Here is a 16,515-nt window from a genome sequence, read left to right as displayed (position 1 = left end):
CTGGATACCCCGCCTTCGCGGGGTATGACAATCGTGTGCCGCTATCAGCCCTGCACGGGCGGGCGGCCGACGCTTTCATAGGTGAAGCCGGCGGCAGCCATGTCCTCGGGGCGGAAGATGTTGCGGAGGTCGATCACGACGGGCTGGGCCATGGTCGCCTTCAGACGATCGAGATCGAGGCCGCGGAACTGGGTCCATTCGGTGACGACGACGATCGCATCGGCACCTTGCGCGCAGGAATAGGCATCCTCGCAATAGGTGATGCCGGGCAGCTCGCCCTTGGCCTGCTCCATGCCGACAGGATCGAAGGCCTTCACCTTCGCGCCCATGTCGAGCAGACCCGTGACGAGCGGGATCGACGGCGCATCGCGCATGTCGTCGGTGTCGGGCTTGAAAGTCAGGCCGAGCACCGCGATGGTCTTGCCACGCAAGGAGCCGCCGAGCGCCTGGCTCACTTTGCGTGCCATCGCGCGCTTGCGGTTCTCGTTGACCGCGAGCACGGATTCAACGATGCGCAGGTTGACGTCGTAGTCCTGCGCGATCTTGATCAGCGCCTTGGTGTCCTTCGGGAAGCAGGAGCCGCCGAAGCCGGGACCGGCGTGCAGAAATTTGGTGCCGATGCGGTTGTCCAAGCCAATGCCGCGCGCGACCTCCTGCACGTTGGCGCCAACCTTTTCGGAGAGATCCGCGATCTCGTTGATGAAGGTGATCTTGGTCGCGAGGAAGGCGTTCGCGGCATATTTGATCATCTCGGCGGTGCGACGCGCGGTGAACATCAGCGGCGCCTGGTTCAGCGACAGCGGGCGATAAATGTCGCCCATCACCTTGCGGCCGCGCTCGTCGGAGGTGCCGACCACGACGCGGTCGGGGAATTTGAAATCGCGGATCGCGGCGCCCTCGCGCAGGAACTCCGGATTCGATGCGACGACAACGTCGGCCGACGGATTGGTCTCGCGAATGATGCGCTCGACCTCGTCACCGGTGCCGACAGGCACCGTCGACTTCGTCACCACCACGGTGAAGCCGGAGAGCGACTGCGCGATCTCCTTCGCGGCAGCGTAGACATAGGAGAGATCGGCGTGGCCGTCGCCGCGGCGCGACGGCGTACCGACCGCGATGAACACGGCGTCGGCATCCGCAACCGGTTTGGACAGATCAGTGGTGAAGCTAAGCCGCTTGGCCCTGACGTTATTGGCGACCAGTTCGTCCAGGCCCGGCTCGTAAATCGGGATCTCGCCGCGATGCAGCGCCGCGATCTTCTTCTCGTCCTTGTCGACACAGGTGACGTCGTGACCGAAATCCGCAAAGCAGGCTCCAGACACCAGTCCGACATAGCCCGTTCCGATCATCGCGATTCGCATGAAAATCCCTGCTCTGGCTTGGTTAACGAAACCCCGGATACGGGGCGGTTTAGCATTTTCCCGGCAGAAGGAAACCGTCCGGGCGCGAAAACCGGCATGCGAATTGTACGGGTAAAGAAATCCTAAGCCACAAGGCGGCACACTGCCCCACGCCCGCACAGATCAGGGCGGAACGCGCCTCGAAAAGGGACACCATGGCACCATCAGGCACATCAGCCGCGAGCGGGGGACCCAAGACCCCGGCCGCCGCGCGTGTCGACTGGGTCGACTACGCCAAGGGCATCTGCATCGTGATGGTCGTGATGATGCATTCGGTGCTGGGGGTCGAGCTCGCCGCCGGTGAACCGGGGTTCATGCATCTGCTCGTGGCCTTCGCAAAGCCATTCCGAATGCCGGATTTCTTCCTGATATCTGGTCTGTTCCTGCCCCTGGTGATCGACCGGGACTGGCGAACCTATCTCGATCGCAAGGTGGTGCATTTCGCCTATTTTTATGTCGTCTGGGTGACAATCCAGTTCGGCTTCAAGGCGCCTGCCTTCGCGGCCGAAACCGGCTGGCGCGACGTCGGCCTGCTGTATCTGGAATCCTTCATCGAGCCGTTCGGCACGCTCTGGTTCATCTATCTGCTGCCGGTCTTCTTCGTCGTCACAAAACTGACACGCAGGATGCCGCCGCTCGCGATCTGGTTGATCGCGGCCGCGCTGGAGACGGCCCGCATCACGACCGGCTGGACCGCGATCGACGAGTTCTGCGCGCGCTTCGTCTACTTCTATTCCGGCTATCTGTTCGCGCCTTACGTGTTCGCGCTGTCGGAGCGCGCGCGAAGCCACCCGACGCGCGCGCTCGCGGCGCTCGCGACCTGGGCGCTGGTCAATGCCGGCCTCGTCGCCTCAGGCGCCAGCGAGTGGAAGATCGTCTCGCTCCTGCTCGGCTTCACCGGTGCGTGCGCGATCATCACATCAGGCACGCTGCTGGCGCGCGCCGGATGGTGCAACTTCCTGCGCTTCTGCGGCGAGCATTCGATCATGATCTATCTCGCCTTCTTCCTGCCGATGGCGGCGACGCGAACGCTGCTGCTGCACACGGGCATCATTTCCGATATCGGTGCGATGTCGCTGATCGTGACCATCGTCGGCGTGCTCGGATCGCTGGCGATCTGGCGGGGCGCCTTGCTGATCCACGCCGACTTCCTGTTCGAACGGCCCGACGCATTCTGGATCGCGCCGAAGAAGTCCGGGCCGGTGTTGCAGGCGGCGGAATAGACCGCTTCAGGGGCGCAGATACAGAGCGCCCGTCGTGCGCCCGGCCTCGAGGTCGGCCTGAGCCCGCGCCGCGTCCCCCAAGCTGTAGGCAGTGCCGCTGACCTGCAGCACGCCATCGCTCATCGCGGCAAGCACCCGCTCGGCAGAACGGCGGTAAGCATCGGCATCGTTCATGTGGGCCATCACGCTCGGCCGTGCCAACATCAGGCTGCGCCGTGGCCCGAGATCGTGAACATCGACCGACGGGATCGGTCCGGCCGACTGGCCAATGCTGGCCACGACGCCGAAGGGCCGCACGCAGCCGAGCGTCTTCTGCAACGTGGTCCCGCCGACGCCGTCATAGGCGACATCGACGCCGCGCCCGGCGGTGAGATCGGCGATGGCCGCGGCAAAATCGGCATCCCGCCCAATGATCACATGAGCCGCACCGGCAGCGCGGGCGATCTCGGCCTTATCGGGTGATCCGACGGTCCCGATCACGGTCGCTCCTGTGACGCTGGCCCAGCGCGTCAGAAGCTGTCCGAGCCCTCCTGCAGCGCTATGGACGAGAATCGTCGTGCCGCCGCCAACCGGGAAAACACGATTGAGCAACATGTCGGCCGTAATGCCCTTGACGAACACTGCTGCGACCGCCTCGTCCGGAATGCCCGCGGGAAGCTTCACGCAGCGCCATCCAGGCAAATTGCGCTCGGACGCATAGGCGCCGACCGGTGCTCCCGCATAGGCGATGCGGTCGCCCACCGCGAGGCCGGTCACCTCCGCGCCCAGCGCCGCAATCACGCCCACCGCCTCGACGCCCGGAATCCGCTCCGGCGGAAGCGCGTAGAGACCCATGCGCTGATAGATGTCGATGGAATTCACGCCGATTGCGGTCTGCTGCAACCGGATTTCGCCGCGGCCTGGCGGCGGCAGGTCGGTGCTCGCCAGCTCGAGTTGCTCTACGCCGCCGGGGCGCTTCAATCTCACGATCACGGCCATATCGGATCCTCCTGTCGATGACGGAAGGACTATGGAATGATGCGGAAATCTGCGAAACTGCTCAAGATCGATAGCTTGATGTGAGAAATCGCACATATGGACTGGACCGACCTGCAGCATTTCCTGGCGCTGGCGCGCGAGGGCACCCTGTCCGCCGCGGCAAGGAGCCTCGACGTCGACCACGTCACCGTGGCCCGCCGCGTCGCCGCGCTGGAAGCATCCTTGTCGCTCAAGCTCGTCGACCGCAGACCACGCAGCTATGAGCTCACCGAGGACGGCAAGCATATCGCCAAGATCGGAACTCCGATGACGGACACGGCCTTCGCGGTGGAGCGCGCCGTGCAAGCCTCGAAATCCGGGATCGGCGGCGACATCACGATCAGCGCGCCGCCGTCGCTGGCGAACATTTTGATCGCGCCAAAACTGATCCGACTGCGGCAACAGCATCCCGGCGTCAGGATCAAGCTGATCGGCGAGAAGCGCACGGCCTCGCTCAACCGTCGCGAAGCCGATCTGGCGCTCCGGCTGTCGCGTCCGACGGAGCCGGGGCTGATTGCACGCAAGATCGGCTATTTCGAGTTCGCCCTCTATGGCTCGCCGGACTATTTGAAGACCACGCCACCGCATGCCTTCGCGTTCGTCGCCTACGATTCCAGCATGGACGAAGCGCCTCAGCAGCGATGGCTGATGCGCTTCGCGGCCTCGCGCGAGATCGTGCTTCGCACCAACGATCTGGAGAACCAGGCAGCGGCCGCGAGGACGGGAATGGGGCTGGCCGCCCTGCCGAAATTCCTCGGCGAGGCCGATTCCTTGCTGGAACGTCACGATATCGGCGGCCGCCCCGTCGGGCGCGAGGTCTGGCTGGTTGTCCATCGCGACCTGCGCCGCACGCCCACGATACGCGCTGTTGCAGGTTTCATCGAGGACTGCCTGGCCTGAGGCCATGATTTGCTGTGCGAGTCGGCAAAATAGCGATCCGCCGAGGCTGTCTTTTGCCGCAAATATTCATACATTGCCGCCATGCCCAAGAGCTCTCAAAACACATCCCCGAAGACCTCCGCCAAAGCCGATGCCAAGCCCGCTGCGGCGACAGCTGCTGCCAAACCGGTCGCAGCCAAGGCGGCTGGAAAAGGCGATCACATCTTCCTGGTCGACGGTTCCGGCTACATCTTTCGGGCCTATCACGCGCTACCGCCGCTGAACCGCAAATCCGACGGCTTGCAGGTCAATGCCGTGCTCGGCTTCTGCAACATGCTGTGGAAGCTTTTGCGTGACATGCCGGCCGACAACCGGCCGACGCATCTGGCGATCGTGTTCGACAAGTCGGAAGTCACCTTCCGCAACAAGATCTATCCCGAGTACAAGGCGCACCGCCCGCCGGCCCCTGACGATCTCATTCCGCAATTCGCGCTGATTCGCGAGGCCGTGCGCGCCTTCGACCTGCCCTGCCTGGAACAGGGCGGCTTCGAGGCCGACGACCTCATCGCGACCTATGCCCGGCAGGCCAGCGAACGCGGCGCCACCACGACCATCGTGTCCTCCGACAAGGACCTGATGCAGCTCGTGAACGACAAGATCACGATGTACGATACCATGAAGGATCGCCGCATCGGCATTCCTGAAGTGATCGAGAAGTTCGGCGTGCCGCCCGAGAAGGTGGTCGAGGTGCAGGCGCTGGCCGGCGATTCCACCGACAACGTGCCCGGTGTCCCTGGCATCGGCATCAAGACAGCGGCGCAGCTGATCGTCGAATATGGCGACCTCGAACAGCTCCTGTTCCGCGCCACCGAGATCAAGCAGCCGAAGCGCCGCGAAGCCCTGATCGAGAATGCCGAGAAGGCGCGCATCTCGCGCCAGCTCGTGCTGCTCGACGACAAGGTCGATCTGGAAGTGCCGCTGGACGATCTGGCCGTCCACGAGCCCGACGCGCGAAAATTGATCGCGTTCCTGAAGGCGATGGAATTTTCCACGCTGACCCGCCGCGTCGCCGACTATTCGCAGATCGATCCTTCCAATGTCGATGCCGATGCGGCGAACAGCAGCGGGGCGAGAGGCGGCGACGGAGCAAAGGTGAAATCGTCGGAGGCTTCCGGCGATCTGTTCGCGGCCCCTGCGGCGGTCGCGAGGGGTGGCGACAAGAGCGACAAATCGGCGAGCCTCAAGGGCGCGCCAATCTCCCTCGCCGCGGCGCGCGAGGAGGCCTTGCGCAAGCTTCCGGTCGACCTGGCCAAGTACCAGACCATCAAGACGCTGGGGGAGCTCAACAGCTTCATCGCACGCATCCATGATGCCGGCCATGTCGCGATCGAGATCAAGGCCAACTCCATCGATCCGATGCAGGCCGATCTCTGCGGCGTCGCGCTGGCGCTGGCACCGAACGAGGCCTGCTATGTGCCGCTGGCCCACAAGCAGTCCGGCGGCGGCGCCGGCCTGTTCGACGCCGGCCTTGCGCCGGATCAGGTCAAGCACGCCGACGCCATCGAGGCGCTGCGGCCGGTGCTGGAATCATCGGGCATTCTCAAGATCGGCTTCGACGTCAAATTCGCCGCGGTGATGCTGGCGCAGCACGGCATCACCTTGCGCAATACCGACGATGCCAAGTTGATCTCTTACGTGCTCGACGCGGGCCGCGGCTCGCATGAGCTGGACTCGCTGTCGGAGCGCTGGTTCGGCCACGCCATGCTGAAGGAGAGCGAGCTGCTCGGCAGCGGCAAGGGCAAGATCACCTTCGATCAGGTGCCGATCGACAAGGCCGCGCCGCTGTCGGCCGAAGGCGCCGACATCGCCTTGCGCGTCTGGCGCGTGCTGAAGCCGCGCCTCGTCGCCGAGCACATGACCACGGTCTACGAAACGCTGGAGCGGCCGCTGGTCTCGGTGCTCGCGCGCATGGAGCGGCGCGGCATCTCGATCGACCGTCAGGTGCTGTCGCGTCTCTCCGGCGACTTCGCCCAGACCGCCGCGCGCGTCGAGGCCGAGATCCAGCAGATCGCCGGCGAGCCCGTCAATGTCGGCAGCCCCAAGCAGATCGGCGACATCCTGTTCGGCAAGATGGGACTGCCTGGCGGCACCAAGACCAAGACCGGCGCGTGGTCGACGACGGCGCAGGTGCTCGACGAACTCGCCGAGCAGGGCCACGACTTTCCGCGAAAGATTCTGGAATGGAGGCAGGTTTCAAAACTGAAATCGACTTACACCGACGCGCTGCCTGAATACGTCAATCCGCAGACCCATCGCGTGCACACGACCTACGCGCTGGCCGCGACCACGACCGGCCGGTTGTCGTCGAACGAGCCGAATCTTCAGAACATCCCTGTTCGTACCGAGGACGGCCGTAAAATTCGCCGCGCCTTCATCGCGACGCCGGGCCACAAGCTGGTCTCGGCCGACTATTCGCAGATCGAATTGCGCCTGCTGGCGGAGATCGCGGACATTCCCGTACTGAAGCAGGCCTTCAAGGATGGCCTCGACATTCACGCGATGACGGCGTCGGAAATGTTCGGCGTGCCGATCAAGGGCATGCCGAGCGAGATCCGCCGCCGCGCCAAGGCGATCAATTTCGGCATCATCTACGGCATCTCCGCGTTCGGCCTCGCCAACCAGCTCGGCATCGCCCGCGAGGAAGCCTCCGCCTACATCAAGAAGTACTTCGAGCGCTTCCCCGGCATTCGCGCCTATATGGACGAGACGCGCGACTTCTGCCGAAGCCACGGCTATGTCACCACGCTGTTCGGCCGCAAGTGCCACTACCCCGACATCAAGGCGTCCAATGCCTCGGTGCGCGCCTTCAACGAGCGCGCCGCGATCAACGCGCGGCTTCAGGGTACCGCCGCCGACATCATTCGCCGCGCCATGACGCGCGTCGAGGATGCGCTCGCCGCGAAGAAGCTCTCGGCGCAGATGCTGCTCCAGGTGCATGACGAACTGATCTTCGAGGTGCCGGACGCGGAAGTCGAGAAAACGCTTCCTGTCGTCCAGCACGTGATGCAGGATGCGCCGTTCCCGGCGGTGCTGCTGTCGGTGCCGCTGCATGTCGACGCGCGCGCGGCGAAGAACTGGGACGAGGCGCACTGACGGCTTTCCGATGAAGATCGCAGCCATCTCCGGAAGCCTGCGCGCCGGTTCGAGCAATACCGCAGTCCTGCGCGCAGCGGCACGGCTCGCACCTGCCGGTGTCGAGATCATCCCGTTCGAGGGAATCGCCGGCCTGCCTTTCTTCAATCCGGATCTCGATGGCGATGATGTACCCGCGCCTGTCCGCGCGATGCGGGAGCTGATCGGTGGCGTCGACGGGCTCCTGATCTCGAGCCCCGAATATGCCCGTGGCGTCGCGGGCGTCTTGAAGAACGCGCTCGACTGGCTGGTGGGGAGCCATGAATTCCCTGACAAGCCCGTCGCGCTGATCAACACGTCGCCGCGCGCAACGCACGCGCTGGCCGCCCTGACGCTGACGCTGGAGACGATGTCGGCACGGCTCGCCACGGAGGCCTGCGTGACACTGCCGCTGCTGGGCGGCGCCTGGGACGAACATGGCATCGCCGCCGATCCGGCCCTCGCGGAGCCGTTACGTTCGGCAATGGAGCGCTTTGCAGCGTTTATCCGCACGGTGCAAGCGGGCGCGTAAGATCAAACTGAATTGTCCTCCGTGCAATTGCGCGATGGTCCCGCCGTTCCCCGCCTATTAGAACCAGCGCATCTCCCGCACCGGTTCACCCATGCCCCACACCTCCGCCCTGCTCGGCTTCGCCCTCGTCTGTCTCGGTCTCGTGCTTACGCCGGGGCCGAACATGATCTATCTGATCTCGCGTTCGATCACGCAGGGGCCGGCGGCCGGCATCGTCTCGCTCGGCGGCGTCGCGCTGGGTTTTGTGTTCTACATGCTGTGTGCGGCGTTCGGCATCACGGCACTGCTGCTCGCAATTCCCTTCGCCTACGACGCGCTGCGCTTTGCCGGCGCCGGCTACATGCTCTGGCTGGCCTGGCAGGCGGTGAAGCCGGGCGGCCGCTCGCCGTTCCAGGTCAGGAAGCTCGCGATCGACGGCCCGCCCAAATTGTTCACGATGGGGCTCGTCACCAATCTGCTCAATCCGAAGATCGCGATGCTGTATCTCGCACTGCTGCCGCAGTTCATCGATCCCATGGCCGGCAGCGTGCTGATGCAGTCGGTGGTTCTGGGCGCGATCCAGATCGTAATCAGCGTCAGCGTCAATGCGATGATCGCGCTCGCGGCCGGATCGATCGCGCTGTTCCTGGCCAGCCGGCCGAGTTGGATGCTGGTGCAGCGCTGGCTGATGGGCACCGTACTGGCGGGACTTGCGGTGCGGATGGCGGTGGAAGCGAAGAAGGTGTGAGGAAGGCTGTCATGCCCCGCGAAGGCGGGGCATCCAGCAATCCGAGGCAGCGCGGCCAGAATCGAGCTGCCGCGGCGTACTGGATCGCCCGCTTTCGCGGGCGATGACACCTTCCCCGATCAATCCAGCTTCGCGTCCATACCCCGCTTCACGGCCGGGCGGGCCATCAGCGCCTCGTACCAGCGCTTGACGTTGGGGAAGTCGGCCAGATCCACCTTGTGGCGGGGATGGCGCCAGGCCCAGCCGAGAATGGCGAAATCGGCGACCGAGAGGTCGCCGGCGACGAACTCGCGGCCCTCCAGGCGGCGATCGAGCACGCCGTAGAGCCGGCGGGTCTCGGCCATGTAGCGCTTGAGCCCGTAGGCGCGGTCCTGCTCGTTCTCCAGCGCAATGAAATGGTGCACCTGGCCGGGCATCGGGCCAAAGCCGCCCATCTGCCACATCAGCCATTCGTAGACCGGAATGCGCTCGCCCAGCGATTTCGGCAGGAATTTGCCGGTCTTTTCGCCGAGATAGAGCAGGATGGCGCCGGATTCGAAGACGCCGACCGGTTTGCCGTCGGGCCCCTCGGGGTCGAGGATCGCGGGGATCTTGTTGTTCGGGGACAGTTTGAGGAACCCGGGCGCCATCTGCTCGCCCTTGGTGATGTTCACCGGAACCACCTTGTAGGGCAGTCCCATTTCCTCCAGCGCAACCGAGATTTTGCGGCCGTTCGGCGTGTTCCAGGTGTGCAGCTCGATGGTCATTTGCCTATTTCCTCGCCCAGTTTCTTGCTTGGCCTTTCGGGCATCCACCTACTCCAGAAGGTTGCAGCCCCACAACCGGCGGAGCGGAATGGCCGATCCCTGTTGACGGTGGACACCCCCACTGGAATGTCGCGGCGGTCGCGGATAAATTCCGCCACCTCTCAAAACGCCTTTCGAGGGACCGCCGTGTCGAAATCTGCCTCCCGCGCCCGCCTGTTCGAAATCATCCGCCGCCGCTCCTTCGGGCGCGGCGAGGTGACGCTCGCGTCGGGCCGCAAGAGCGATTTCTATTTCAACCTCAAGCCGACCATGCTCGATCCCGAGGGCGCGACGCTGCTCGCCGAACTGACTTACGAGACGCTGAAGGACGACAATCTCGATTTCATCGGCGGACTCGAGATGGGCGCGGTGCCGCTCGCCGGTGCGCTGGCGCAGATCTCCTGGATCAAGGGGCATCCGATCGCGGCCTTCTTCGTGCGCAAGAAGCCGAAGGAGCATGGCGCCAGGCTCGCGATCGAGGGCTTGCCCAAGGGCGAGACGCTCGCCGGCAAGCGCGTCGTCATCGTCGAGGACGTCACCACGACGGGCAGCTCGGCCATGAAGGCCGTGGAATCCGTGCGCGAGACCGGCGCCGAAGTCGTGCTGGTGCTGACCATGGTCGACCGCGAGGAAGGTGCCACCGACACGTTCGGCGCGGCCGGCCTGCCGTTCCGCTCGCTGTACAAGGCGTCGGAATTCTTGAAGGCGTAAGGGCGCGCGGCGCCCCCTTCAACCGCTCATTTACCATCCCGCTTTATGGTGAATCATGTGCTGAGACCTGACGGTCCCGGCCGGTTCAATAGCGTCGGGTGGAGTAAGCGTTGCGTACCATCGTGTCCCATGCGCGCCGGCGGCGTCGCGCGATGCTTGTGGCCGCCACTCTCGCAAGCCCGCTGCTTGCGGCCCCGGCCCCGGTTTCAGCCGAAGGCCTGTTCGACTTCTTCTTCGGCGGTCTGCAGCAGCAGCGCCCCCAGCGCGATGTGCCGCCGCAGGCGAGCTCTTTCGTCGATCCCTTCGCCAGTCAGCAGAACCAGGGCCAGCCCCAATATGTGCCGCCGACCCGCACGGCGGCAGCCGGCGGCTCCGGCCCGGCGTTCTGCGTGCGCAGCTGCGACGGCAAATATTTTCCGCTGATGCGCGGCCTCGCTTCGCCGGCGCAGATGTGTCAGGCCTTCTGCCCCGCCAGTGCGACAAAGGTGTTTTTCGGATCCTCGATCGACGGCGCCTATAGTCAGGCCGGCGAGCGCTACGCCGACAGCGAGAATGCGTTCGCCTACCGCAAGGCGCTGCGCGCGGACTGCACCTGCAACGGCCGCGAGCCGGCCGGGCTCGCACCGGTCGACCTGACGCTCGATGGTTCGCTGAAGGCCGGCGACGTCATCGCCACCAGCGACGGGCTCGTCGCCTATACCGGCGTCCGCCTCGGCCAGGAGCAGACCGCGGAGTTCACCCCCGTTGCGTCCTATCCCGGCCTCACCGCACAAGTCCGCGCCCGGCTGGGCGAGATGAAGGTGGCCCCGGTGCGCGCAGAGACGGTGGCGGCCGATGCCCCGGCCGCCGAGATCGTGCGCGAGACGCTGCCTGACGTGACGGCCGTGCCGAAGGCCACGGCGAAGTCCGCAAAGCGTGCGGGCTTGGATTAGACCCGGCGTGTAGCCAAGTCGTCATTGCGAGCGTAGCGAAGCAATCCAGAAATGCCTCTGCGGAGGCAGTCTGGATTGCTTCGTCGCAAGAGCTCCTCGCAATGACGGAGGTTGCCGCGCTATCGCCCGATAATCACCCCGATCACATTCGGCGCGGCCAGATATTTCTCCTCGATCGCCGCGCGCGCAGCCGCGCGGTTTTCGGCGGTGAGCAATCCGCGCTTCTCGGCCAGGATCATCCAGCAGAAGCCCCACCAATCGGTCAGCATGCCGGCCTCGCCGACGAGGTCATAGCCCTGCTCGGCCGCGAAGATGCGCGCATGCGCTTCGTCCAAGGTGTCGAGGAAATGATGGTCCTCGGGCGCGAACAGATCATCGCTGATGTCGTCGATGGTGTAACCCCAGATCGACTGGCACACCGTGTTGAACTCGCGGTCGAACTGGTCGTCGTCGACAGCATGGCGCCGCGCCGCCTGATGCAGCCGCGACAGCGACCGCGCGAAATCGGCGATCCGGGTGAGGGCAAATTGATCGAAGGCAATGGTGGACATGTAGTCCTCGCGACTGAAGTCAGACCCTAGATATTGTGTCGGCAATGCGCCGAATCACAATGATATATCAAAGACTTGCTAAAGTGTTCTTAATTTGTTCTGATGGGTTCACAATGTCGTCCCGGCGAAGGCCGGGACCCATAACCACCGCTGCCGGACGTTTTCGGAAATGAGTGCCCAGCAATGAATGCACCAGCCGCCTACTACGTCTACATCCTCGCGAGCCGACGCTATGGCACGCTATACATCGGTGTCTGCAACGACCTTGGCAATCGGCTTACTTTGCATCGCTCTGGACGCGGTTCGAAGTTCGTAAAGAAGTACGGCGTGACACGGCTGGTCTACGTCGAGACTTACGCATCGCCGTCCGAAGCGATCGCTCGCGAGAAAGCGCTGAAGGAATGGCAGCGTGATTGGAAGATTCGCCTGATCGAGCAGGAAAATCCGGATTGGCTCGATCTCTCGCATCTTCTGTGACAGCGGTGGTTATGGGTCCCGGCCTTCGCCGGGACGACACGAGCGGTGTTGCGCCGCCTCGCCTCAATTCGCCGCCGACATCAACTTGTCCCCGCACGCGCTTGCGTAAAACTTGCCGCCGCATTGGCGCTTGATGGCGGCGCAGCGCTGCGCTGGCGTGGCGTTCTGCGGGAGGGAGAAGCCGCAGCTGAGGCCGTCGGCGCTACGCTTGCCGGCGGCAAAGGCGGCGCTCGAACCGGCGATGCAGATGACGAGAAGCGCCGCAGCGGCGATTTCGATCAGCAGTCGCATCAGCAGTCTCATGGGGCGTCTCCTCCACAGTGATGGCTGAATCTGCGCCCACTCTAGCACCAAATCGGCGTTTCTCCGTGCTGGACCGGGTTCCCAAAGCGGCCCGTTCCTTGCATAATTTTACGCCAGCGCAGTGCACTGCCGCGCCAGTCATGGTTCCGGCAAATCGGCAAGTTGCGTAGGGTTTAGTGGTGTTTCTGTCGACCAGGAAGTGACGGCCTTGCAAGATCAATCGTTCCAGCCAAATTTCCCCGCCCCCGGTCAGCCCATCGACGAGCTCGCGCTGGCGGAGATCAAGGGTGCGATCCTGGCGAAGCTGCGCCTTGCCATCGGCAAGGACGCGGGCATGGCGACCAGGCACGACTGGTACCAGGCCGCGGCGCTGGCGCTGCGCGACCGCATCGTGCATCGCTGGCTCTCTGCCGAGAAGCGCAGCTACGATGCGGGCCGCAAGCGCGTGTATTATCTCTCGCTCGAATTCCTGATCGGCCGCCTCTTCACCGACGCGCTCAACAACATGGGGCTCTTGAAGATCTTCGAGGTCGCGCTCGGCGATCTCGGGGTGTCGCTGCCCGAGCTGCGCAAATGCGAGCCGGATGCGGCGCTCGGCAACGGCGGCCTCGGCCGTCTCGCCGCCTGCTTCATGGAGAGCATGGCGACGCTGTCGATTCCCGCGATCGGCTACGGCATCCGCTACGATTACGGCCTGTTCCGCCAGATCATCAATCAGGGCTGGCAGCAGGAATATCCGGATGAATGGCTCGGCTTCGGCAATCCCTGGGAACTGCAGCGGCCGGAAGTGATCTACGACGTCAATTTCGGCGGCGGCGTCGAGCATGTCGACGACAAGGGCCGCGATCGCGCGATCTGGCACCCGGGTGAGACAGTGCAAGCCATTGCATATGACACGCCGATCGTCGGCTGGCGCGGCCAGCACGTCAACGCGCTGCGGCTATGGTCGGCGCGTTCGCCCGATCCGCTCAAGCTCGATGCCTTCAACATGGGCGACTATGTCAGCGCCAGCGCCGAGCAATCGCGCGCCGAAGCGATCTGCAAATTCCTCTATCCGAACGACGAAAGCCCGGCGGGCCGCGAGCTGCGGCTGCGCCAGGAATACTTCTTCGTCTCGGCCTCGCTGCAGGACCTGATCAAGCGGCACCTCGCCTCGGATGGCCAGCTGCGCAGCCTGTCGTCCAAGGTCGCGGTGCAGCTCAACGACACGCATCCGAGCCTTGCCGTCACCGAGCTGATGCGCATCCTCGTCGACCTCCATAATTTCCGTTGGGACGAGGCCTGGAAGATCACCGTCGCGACGCTGTCCTACACCAATCACACGTTGCTGCCCGAAGCGCTGGAGACCTGGCCGGTCGAGCTGTTCGAGCGGCTGCTGCCGCGCCATCTCGAGATCATCTACCGCATCAACGTGCAGCACCTGGCGCTCGCCGAAGCCCGCGCGCCCGGCGACATCGATTTCCGTGCCTCGGTCTCGCTGATCGACGAGAAGAGCGGCCGCCGTGTCCGCATGGGCCAGCTCGCCTTCGTCGGCTCGCACCGCATCAACGGCGTCTCGGCGATGCATTCGGACCTGATGCGCGAGACCGTATTTCACGATCTCAACCATCTCTATCCCGGCCGCATCACCAACAAGACCAACGGCATCACCTTCCGCCGCTGGCTGATGCTGGCGAACCCGAAGCTCACCGACCTCTTGCGCGAGACCTGCGGCGAGGCGGTTCTCGACGATCCGACCCAGCTGTCGCTGATCGAGGCGCGCGCCAGCGACGCCGAATTCCAGAAGAAATTCCGCGGCGTCAAGCTGCACAACAAGACGGCGCTGGCCCGCCTGATCGGCGAGCGGCTCGGCATCAAGGTGGACCCGACCGCTTTGTTCGACGTGCAGATCAAGCGCATCCACGAATACAAGCGCCAGCTCCTCAACATCATCGAGACGGTCGCGCTGTACCAGTCGATCAAGGACGATCCCGACGGCAATTGGGTGCCGCGGGTCAAGATCTTCGCGGGCAAGGCGGCGGCGAGCTACCGCTACGCAAAACTGATCATCAAGCTGATCAACGACGTCGCCGAAATCGTCAACAATGATCCCGCCATCGGCGGCAAGCTGAAGGTCGTCTTCCTGCCGGACTACAATGTCAGCCTCGCAGAAGTGATCATTCCCGCGGCCGACCTGTCCGAGCAGATCTCGACCGCCGGCATGGAAGCTTCCGGCACCGGCAACATGAAGCTGGCGCTCAACGGCGCCATCACCATCGGCACGCTTGACGGCGCCAATATCGAGATCCGCGACCAGGTCGGCGTGGAGAACATCGCGATCTTCGGCATGGAAGCCGGTGATGTCATGATCCGCCGCAAGCAGGGCCTCGATGCCTCCGACGTAATTCGCAATTCGCCGAAGCTGCAGCGCGCCATCAACGCGATCGGCGCCGGCGAGTTCTCGCCCGGTGATCCCGGCCGCTTCGAATCGATCGCGCATGCGCTGCGCTATCTCGACCATTACATGGTCAGCGCCGATTTCGATTCCTATTATGAGGCGCAGCGCGCGGTCGATGCGCGCTGGCTGGTCTCGCCCGCCTGGACGAGAGCCTCGATCCTCAACGTCGCACGCATGGCGTGGTTCTCGTCCGACCGCACCATCCGCGAATATGCCGAGGAGATCTGGAACGTGCCGGTCAACCCGATCACGCCGCCATTCCAGGCGGCCGAAGATCGGCGCGACGCAACCGGCTGATATTTCCGCAGCGTGGAAGCAGGGTTTATCTGCGAGGTCATTGCACGGCTGGGCAATGACTGTGGTATGACGACCGTCATTCCGGGGCGGCTCGCAGAGCCGAACCCGGAATCTCGAGATTCCGGGTTCGATGCTTCGCATCGCCCCGGAACGACGGATGGAAACAACAATGCACGCCAAGCTCCCGCACCCCTTCGACGACGCCACCCGCATCACCGCGGGTGACTCGAGTTGGCAGGGGCACACCAGCGACGATTACTGGGCCTTCGTCGGCCCATTCGGCGGCGCAACGGCCGCGACCATCCTGCGCGCGCTGATCGAGCATCCGCAAGCCGCAGGCGATCCGCTGGCGCTGACCGTCAATTATTGCGCACCGATCGCCAAGGGTCCGTTCGATCTCGACATCCGCCTGGTGAAGGCCAACCGCTCCAGCCAGCACTGGAGCGTCGAACTGTCGCAGGCCGGCGGCGAGGTCGCCACTCTCGCCACTGCCGTGTTCGCCGAGCGCCGGCCGTCCTGGGAGCACAGGGTGGCGCAATATCCCGATGCAAAGCCGTTCGAGCAGACGCTGCCATTTCCCAGGATTCAGGCATCCTGGGCCAACCAGTATGAATTCCGCTTCGTCGAGGGCGAGATGCGGCTCGGGCCGCCGCAGGCCGAGCTCGCCAGCACCTTCTCGAAAATCTGGATCGGCGATCGCGAGCCGCGCAAGCTCGACATGCTGTCGCTGATGTCGATGTCGGACGCCTTCTTCGGCCGTATCTTCCATGCGAGGCGCGAGCTGGTGCCGTTCGGCACGGTGTCGCTGACGACGTATTTCCACACCGACAGTGAAGAGCTCGCGGCGGAGGACATCACGCGCGTGCTGGCGACGGCCGACTCGAAAATCATGCACAAGAGCTACGCCGACCAGAACGCCGAGCTGTGGTCGCCGAACGGACGGCTGCTCGCGACCACGACGCAGATTGCGTATTTCAAGGCGTAGGCTGCTTCCGCGGACTCCGTCATTGCGAGCGCAGCGAACAAAAAGGGCGGCCTCGCGGCCGCCCTTTTGCATTGAAGATAGAGCGCGC

At 64.3% G+C, this 16,515-nt stretch carries 15 protein-coding genes; 10 read left to right on the top strand and 5 right to left on the bottom strand.

Annotated features, from left to right (window positions below; translation table 11 throughout):
• Positions 1–44 precede the first annotated feature (44 nt).
• Positions 45–1,361 (bottom strand): UDP-glucose dehydrogenase family protein, encoded by a 1,317-nt coding sequence (locus tag XH91_RS04710; RefSeq protein WP_128949500.1) that lies wholly within the window; start codon positions 1,359–1,361, stop codon positions 45–47.
• A 194-nt stretch (positions 1,362–1,555) separates the two neighbouring features.
• Here XH91_RS04710 and XH91_RS04705 point away from each other — a divergent pair, with 194 nt between their 5' ends.
• Positions 1,556–2,623 carry an acyltransferase family protein gene (locus XH91_RS04705; protein WP_128949499.1) on the top strand — a complete coding sequence of 356 codons (1,068 nt, stop codon included), beginning with the start codon at positions 1,556–1,558 and terminating at the stop codon, positions 2,621–2,623.
• Between the two features lie 6 nt (positions 2,624–2,629).
• On the opposite strand, the gene XH91_RS04700 is transcribed toward XH91_RS04705, so the two are convergent.
• Positions 2,630–3,601, bottom strand: coding sequence for a quinone oxidoreductase family protein (locus XH91_RS04700; RefSeq protein WP_128949498.1), 972 nt, complete (start codon positions 3,599–3,601; stop codon positions 2,630–2,632).
• A 96-nt stretch (positions 3,602–3,697) separates the two neighbouring features.
• On the opposite strand from XH91_RS04700, the gene XH91_RS04695 reads away from it, so the two are divergent.
• From XH91_RS04695 to XH91_RS04680, 4 genes are all read left to right on the top strand, one after another.
• Positions 3,698–4,540: a LysR family transcriptional regulator gene (locus tag XH91_RS04695; RefSeq protein WP_128949497.1), complete on the top strand. Its 843-nt coding sequence runs from the start codon at positions 3,698–3,700 to the stop codon at positions 4,538–4,540.
• Between the two features lie 81 nt (positions 4,541–4,621).
• Complete coding sequence (gene polA, locus XH91_RS04690; protein ID WP_128949496.1) at positions 4,622–7,672, top strand: DNA polymerase I; 3,051 nt, start codon at positions 4,622–4,624, stop codon at positions 7,670–7,672.
• Between the two features lie 10 nt (positions 7,673–7,682).
• On the top strand, positions 7,683–8,222 hold the full coding sequence (locus tag XH91_RS04685) for an NADPH-dependent FMN reductase (RefSeq protein ID WP_128949495.1): 540 nt from the start codon (positions 7,683–7,685) through the stop codon (positions 8,220–8,222).
• A 91-nt stretch (positions 8,223–8,313) separates the two neighbouring features.
• On the top strand, positions 8,314–8,949 hold the full coding sequence (locus XH91_RS04680) for a LysE family translocator (RefSeq protein WP_128949494.1): 636 nt from the start codon (positions 8,314–8,316) through the stop codon (positions 8,947–8,949).
• A gap of 119 nt (positions 8,950–9,068) precedes the next feature.
• Here the strand turns inward: XH91_RS04680 and XH91_RS04675 are convergent, their stop codons facing one another.
• Entirely contained in the window at positions 9,069–9,695 is a 627-nt protein-coding gene (locus tag XH91_RS04675; RefSeq protein ID WP_128949493.1) for a glutathione S-transferase family protein, read from the bottom strand.
• A gap of 186 nt (positions 9,696–9,881) precedes the next feature.
• On the opposite strand from XH91_RS04675, the gene pyrE reads away from it, so the two are divergent.
• A complete protein-coding gene (gene pyrE / locus XH91_RS04670) occupies positions 9,882–10,445 on the top strand; it encodes an orotate phosphoribosyltransferase (RefSeq protein WP_128949492.1) in 564 nt (187 codons plus the stop codon).
• Positions 10,446–10,597: 152 nt separating this feature from the next.
• Positions 10,598–11,377 (top strand): DUF2865 domain-containing protein, encoded by a 780-nt coding sequence (locus tag XH91_RS04665; RefSeq protein ID WP_164934114.1) that lies wholly within the window; start codon positions 10,598–10,600, stop codon positions 11,375–11,377.
• Positions 11,378–11,496: 119 nt separating this feature from the next.
• Here XH91_RS04665 and XH91_RS04660 read toward each other — a convergent pair whose 3' ends face one another.
• Entirely contained in the window at positions 11,497–11,928 is a 432-nt protein-coding gene (locus XH91_RS04660; protein ID WP_128949491.1) for a hypothetical protein, read from the bottom strand.
• A 183-nt stretch (positions 11,929–12,111) separates the two neighbouring features.
• On the opposite strand from XH91_RS04660, the gene XH91_RS04655 reads away from it, so the two are divergent.
• Positions 12,112–12,405, top strand: a complete 294-nt coding sequence (locus XH91_RS04655; protein WP_128949490.1) for a GIY-YIG nuclease family protein — start codon at positions 12,112–12,114, stop codon at positions 12,403–12,405.
• 63 nt (positions 12,406–12,468) lie between these two features.
• On the opposite strand, the gene XH91_RS04650 is transcribed toward XH91_RS04655, so the two are convergent.
• The gene (locus XH91_RS04650; RefSeq protein WP_245470805.1) at positions 12,469–12,696 is read right to left on the bottom strand and encodes a hypothetical protein; all 228 of its coding nucleotides are present in this window, start codon (positions 12,694–12,696) and stop codon (positions 12,469–12,471) included.
• 220 nt (positions 12,697–12,916) lie between these two features.
• Here XH91_RS04650 and XH91_RS04645 point away from each other — a divergent pair, with 220 nt between their 5' ends.
• A complete protein-coding gene (locus XH91_RS04645) occupies positions 12,917–15,442 on the top strand; it encodes a glycogen/starch/alpha-glucan phosphorylase (RefSeq protein WP_164934107.1) in 2,526 nt (841 codons plus the stop codon).
• A 169-nt stretch (positions 15,443–15,611) separates the two neighbouring features.
• Positions 15,612–16,427, top strand: coding sequence for an acyl-CoA thioesterase (locus XH91_RS04635; RefSeq protein WP_128949487.1), 816 nt, complete (start codon positions 15,612–15,614; stop codon positions 16,425–16,427).
• Positions 16,428–16,515: the final 88 nt, after the last annotated feature.

This window comes from Bradyrhizobium guangzhouense (assembly GCF_004114955.1).
GTDB classification, from domain to species: Bacteria; Pseudomonadota; Alphaproteobacteria; order Rhizobiales; family Xanthobacteraceae; genus Bradyrhizobium; species Bradyrhizobium guangzhouense.
Note: the sequence above shows the minus strand (reverse complement) of the source record. Positions and strands in the feature narration are given on the sequence as shown.

Bases quoted from the DNA above. Each gene is read 5' to 3' on its own strand.
- XH91_RS04710 (WP_128949500.1), bottom strand. From the start codon at position 1,361: ATGCGAATCGCGATGATCGGAACGGGCTATGTCGGACTGGTGTCTGGA.
- XH91_RS04705 (WP_128949499.1), top strand. From the start codon at position 1,556: ATGGCACCATCAGGCACATCAGCCGCGAGCGGGGGACCCAAGACCCCG.
- XH91_RS04700 (WP_128949498.1), bottom strand. From the start codon at position 3,601: ATGGCCGTGATCGTGAGATTGAAGCGCCCCGGCGGCGTAGAGCAACTC.
- XH91_RS04695 (WP_128949497.1), top strand. From the start codon at position 3,698: ATGGACTGGACCGACCTGCAGCATTTCCTGGCGCTGGCGCGCGAGGGC.
- polA (WP_128949496.1), top strand. From the start codon at position 4,622: ATGCCCAAGAGCTCTCAAAACACATCCCCGAAGACCTCCGCCAAAGCC.
- XH91_RS04685 (WP_128949495.1), top strand. From the start codon at position 7,683: ATGAAGATCGCAGCCATCTCCGGAAGCCTGCGCGCCGGTTCGAGCAAT.
- XH91_RS04680 (WP_128949494.1), top strand. From the start codon at position 8,314: ATGCCCCACACCTCCGCCCTGCTCGGCTTCGCCCTCGTCTGTCTCGGT.
- XH91_RS04675 (WP_128949493.1), bottom strand. From the start codon at position 9,695: ATGACCATCGAGCTGCACACCTGGAACACGCCGAACGGCCGCAAAATC.
- XH91_RS04665 (WP_164934114.1), top strand. From the start codon at position 10,598: ATGCTTGTGGCCGCCACTCTCGCAAGCCCGCTGCTTGCGGCCCCGGCC.
- XH91_RS04660 (WP_128949491.1), bottom strand. From the start codon at position 11,928: ATGTCCACCATTGCCTTCGATCAATTTGCCCTCACCCGGATCGCCGAT.
- XH91_RS04655 (WP_128949490.1), top strand. From the start codon at position 12,112: ATGAATGCACCAGCCGCCTACTACGTCTACATCCTCGCGAGCCGACGC.
- XH91_RS04650 (WP_245470805.1), bottom strand. From the start codon at position 12,696: ATGCGACTGCTGATCGAAATCGCCGCTGCGGCGCTTCTCGTCATCTGC.
- XH91_RS04635 (WP_128949487.1), top strand. From the start codon at position 15,612: ATGCACGCCAAGCTCCCGCACCCCTTCGACGACGCCACCCGCATCACC.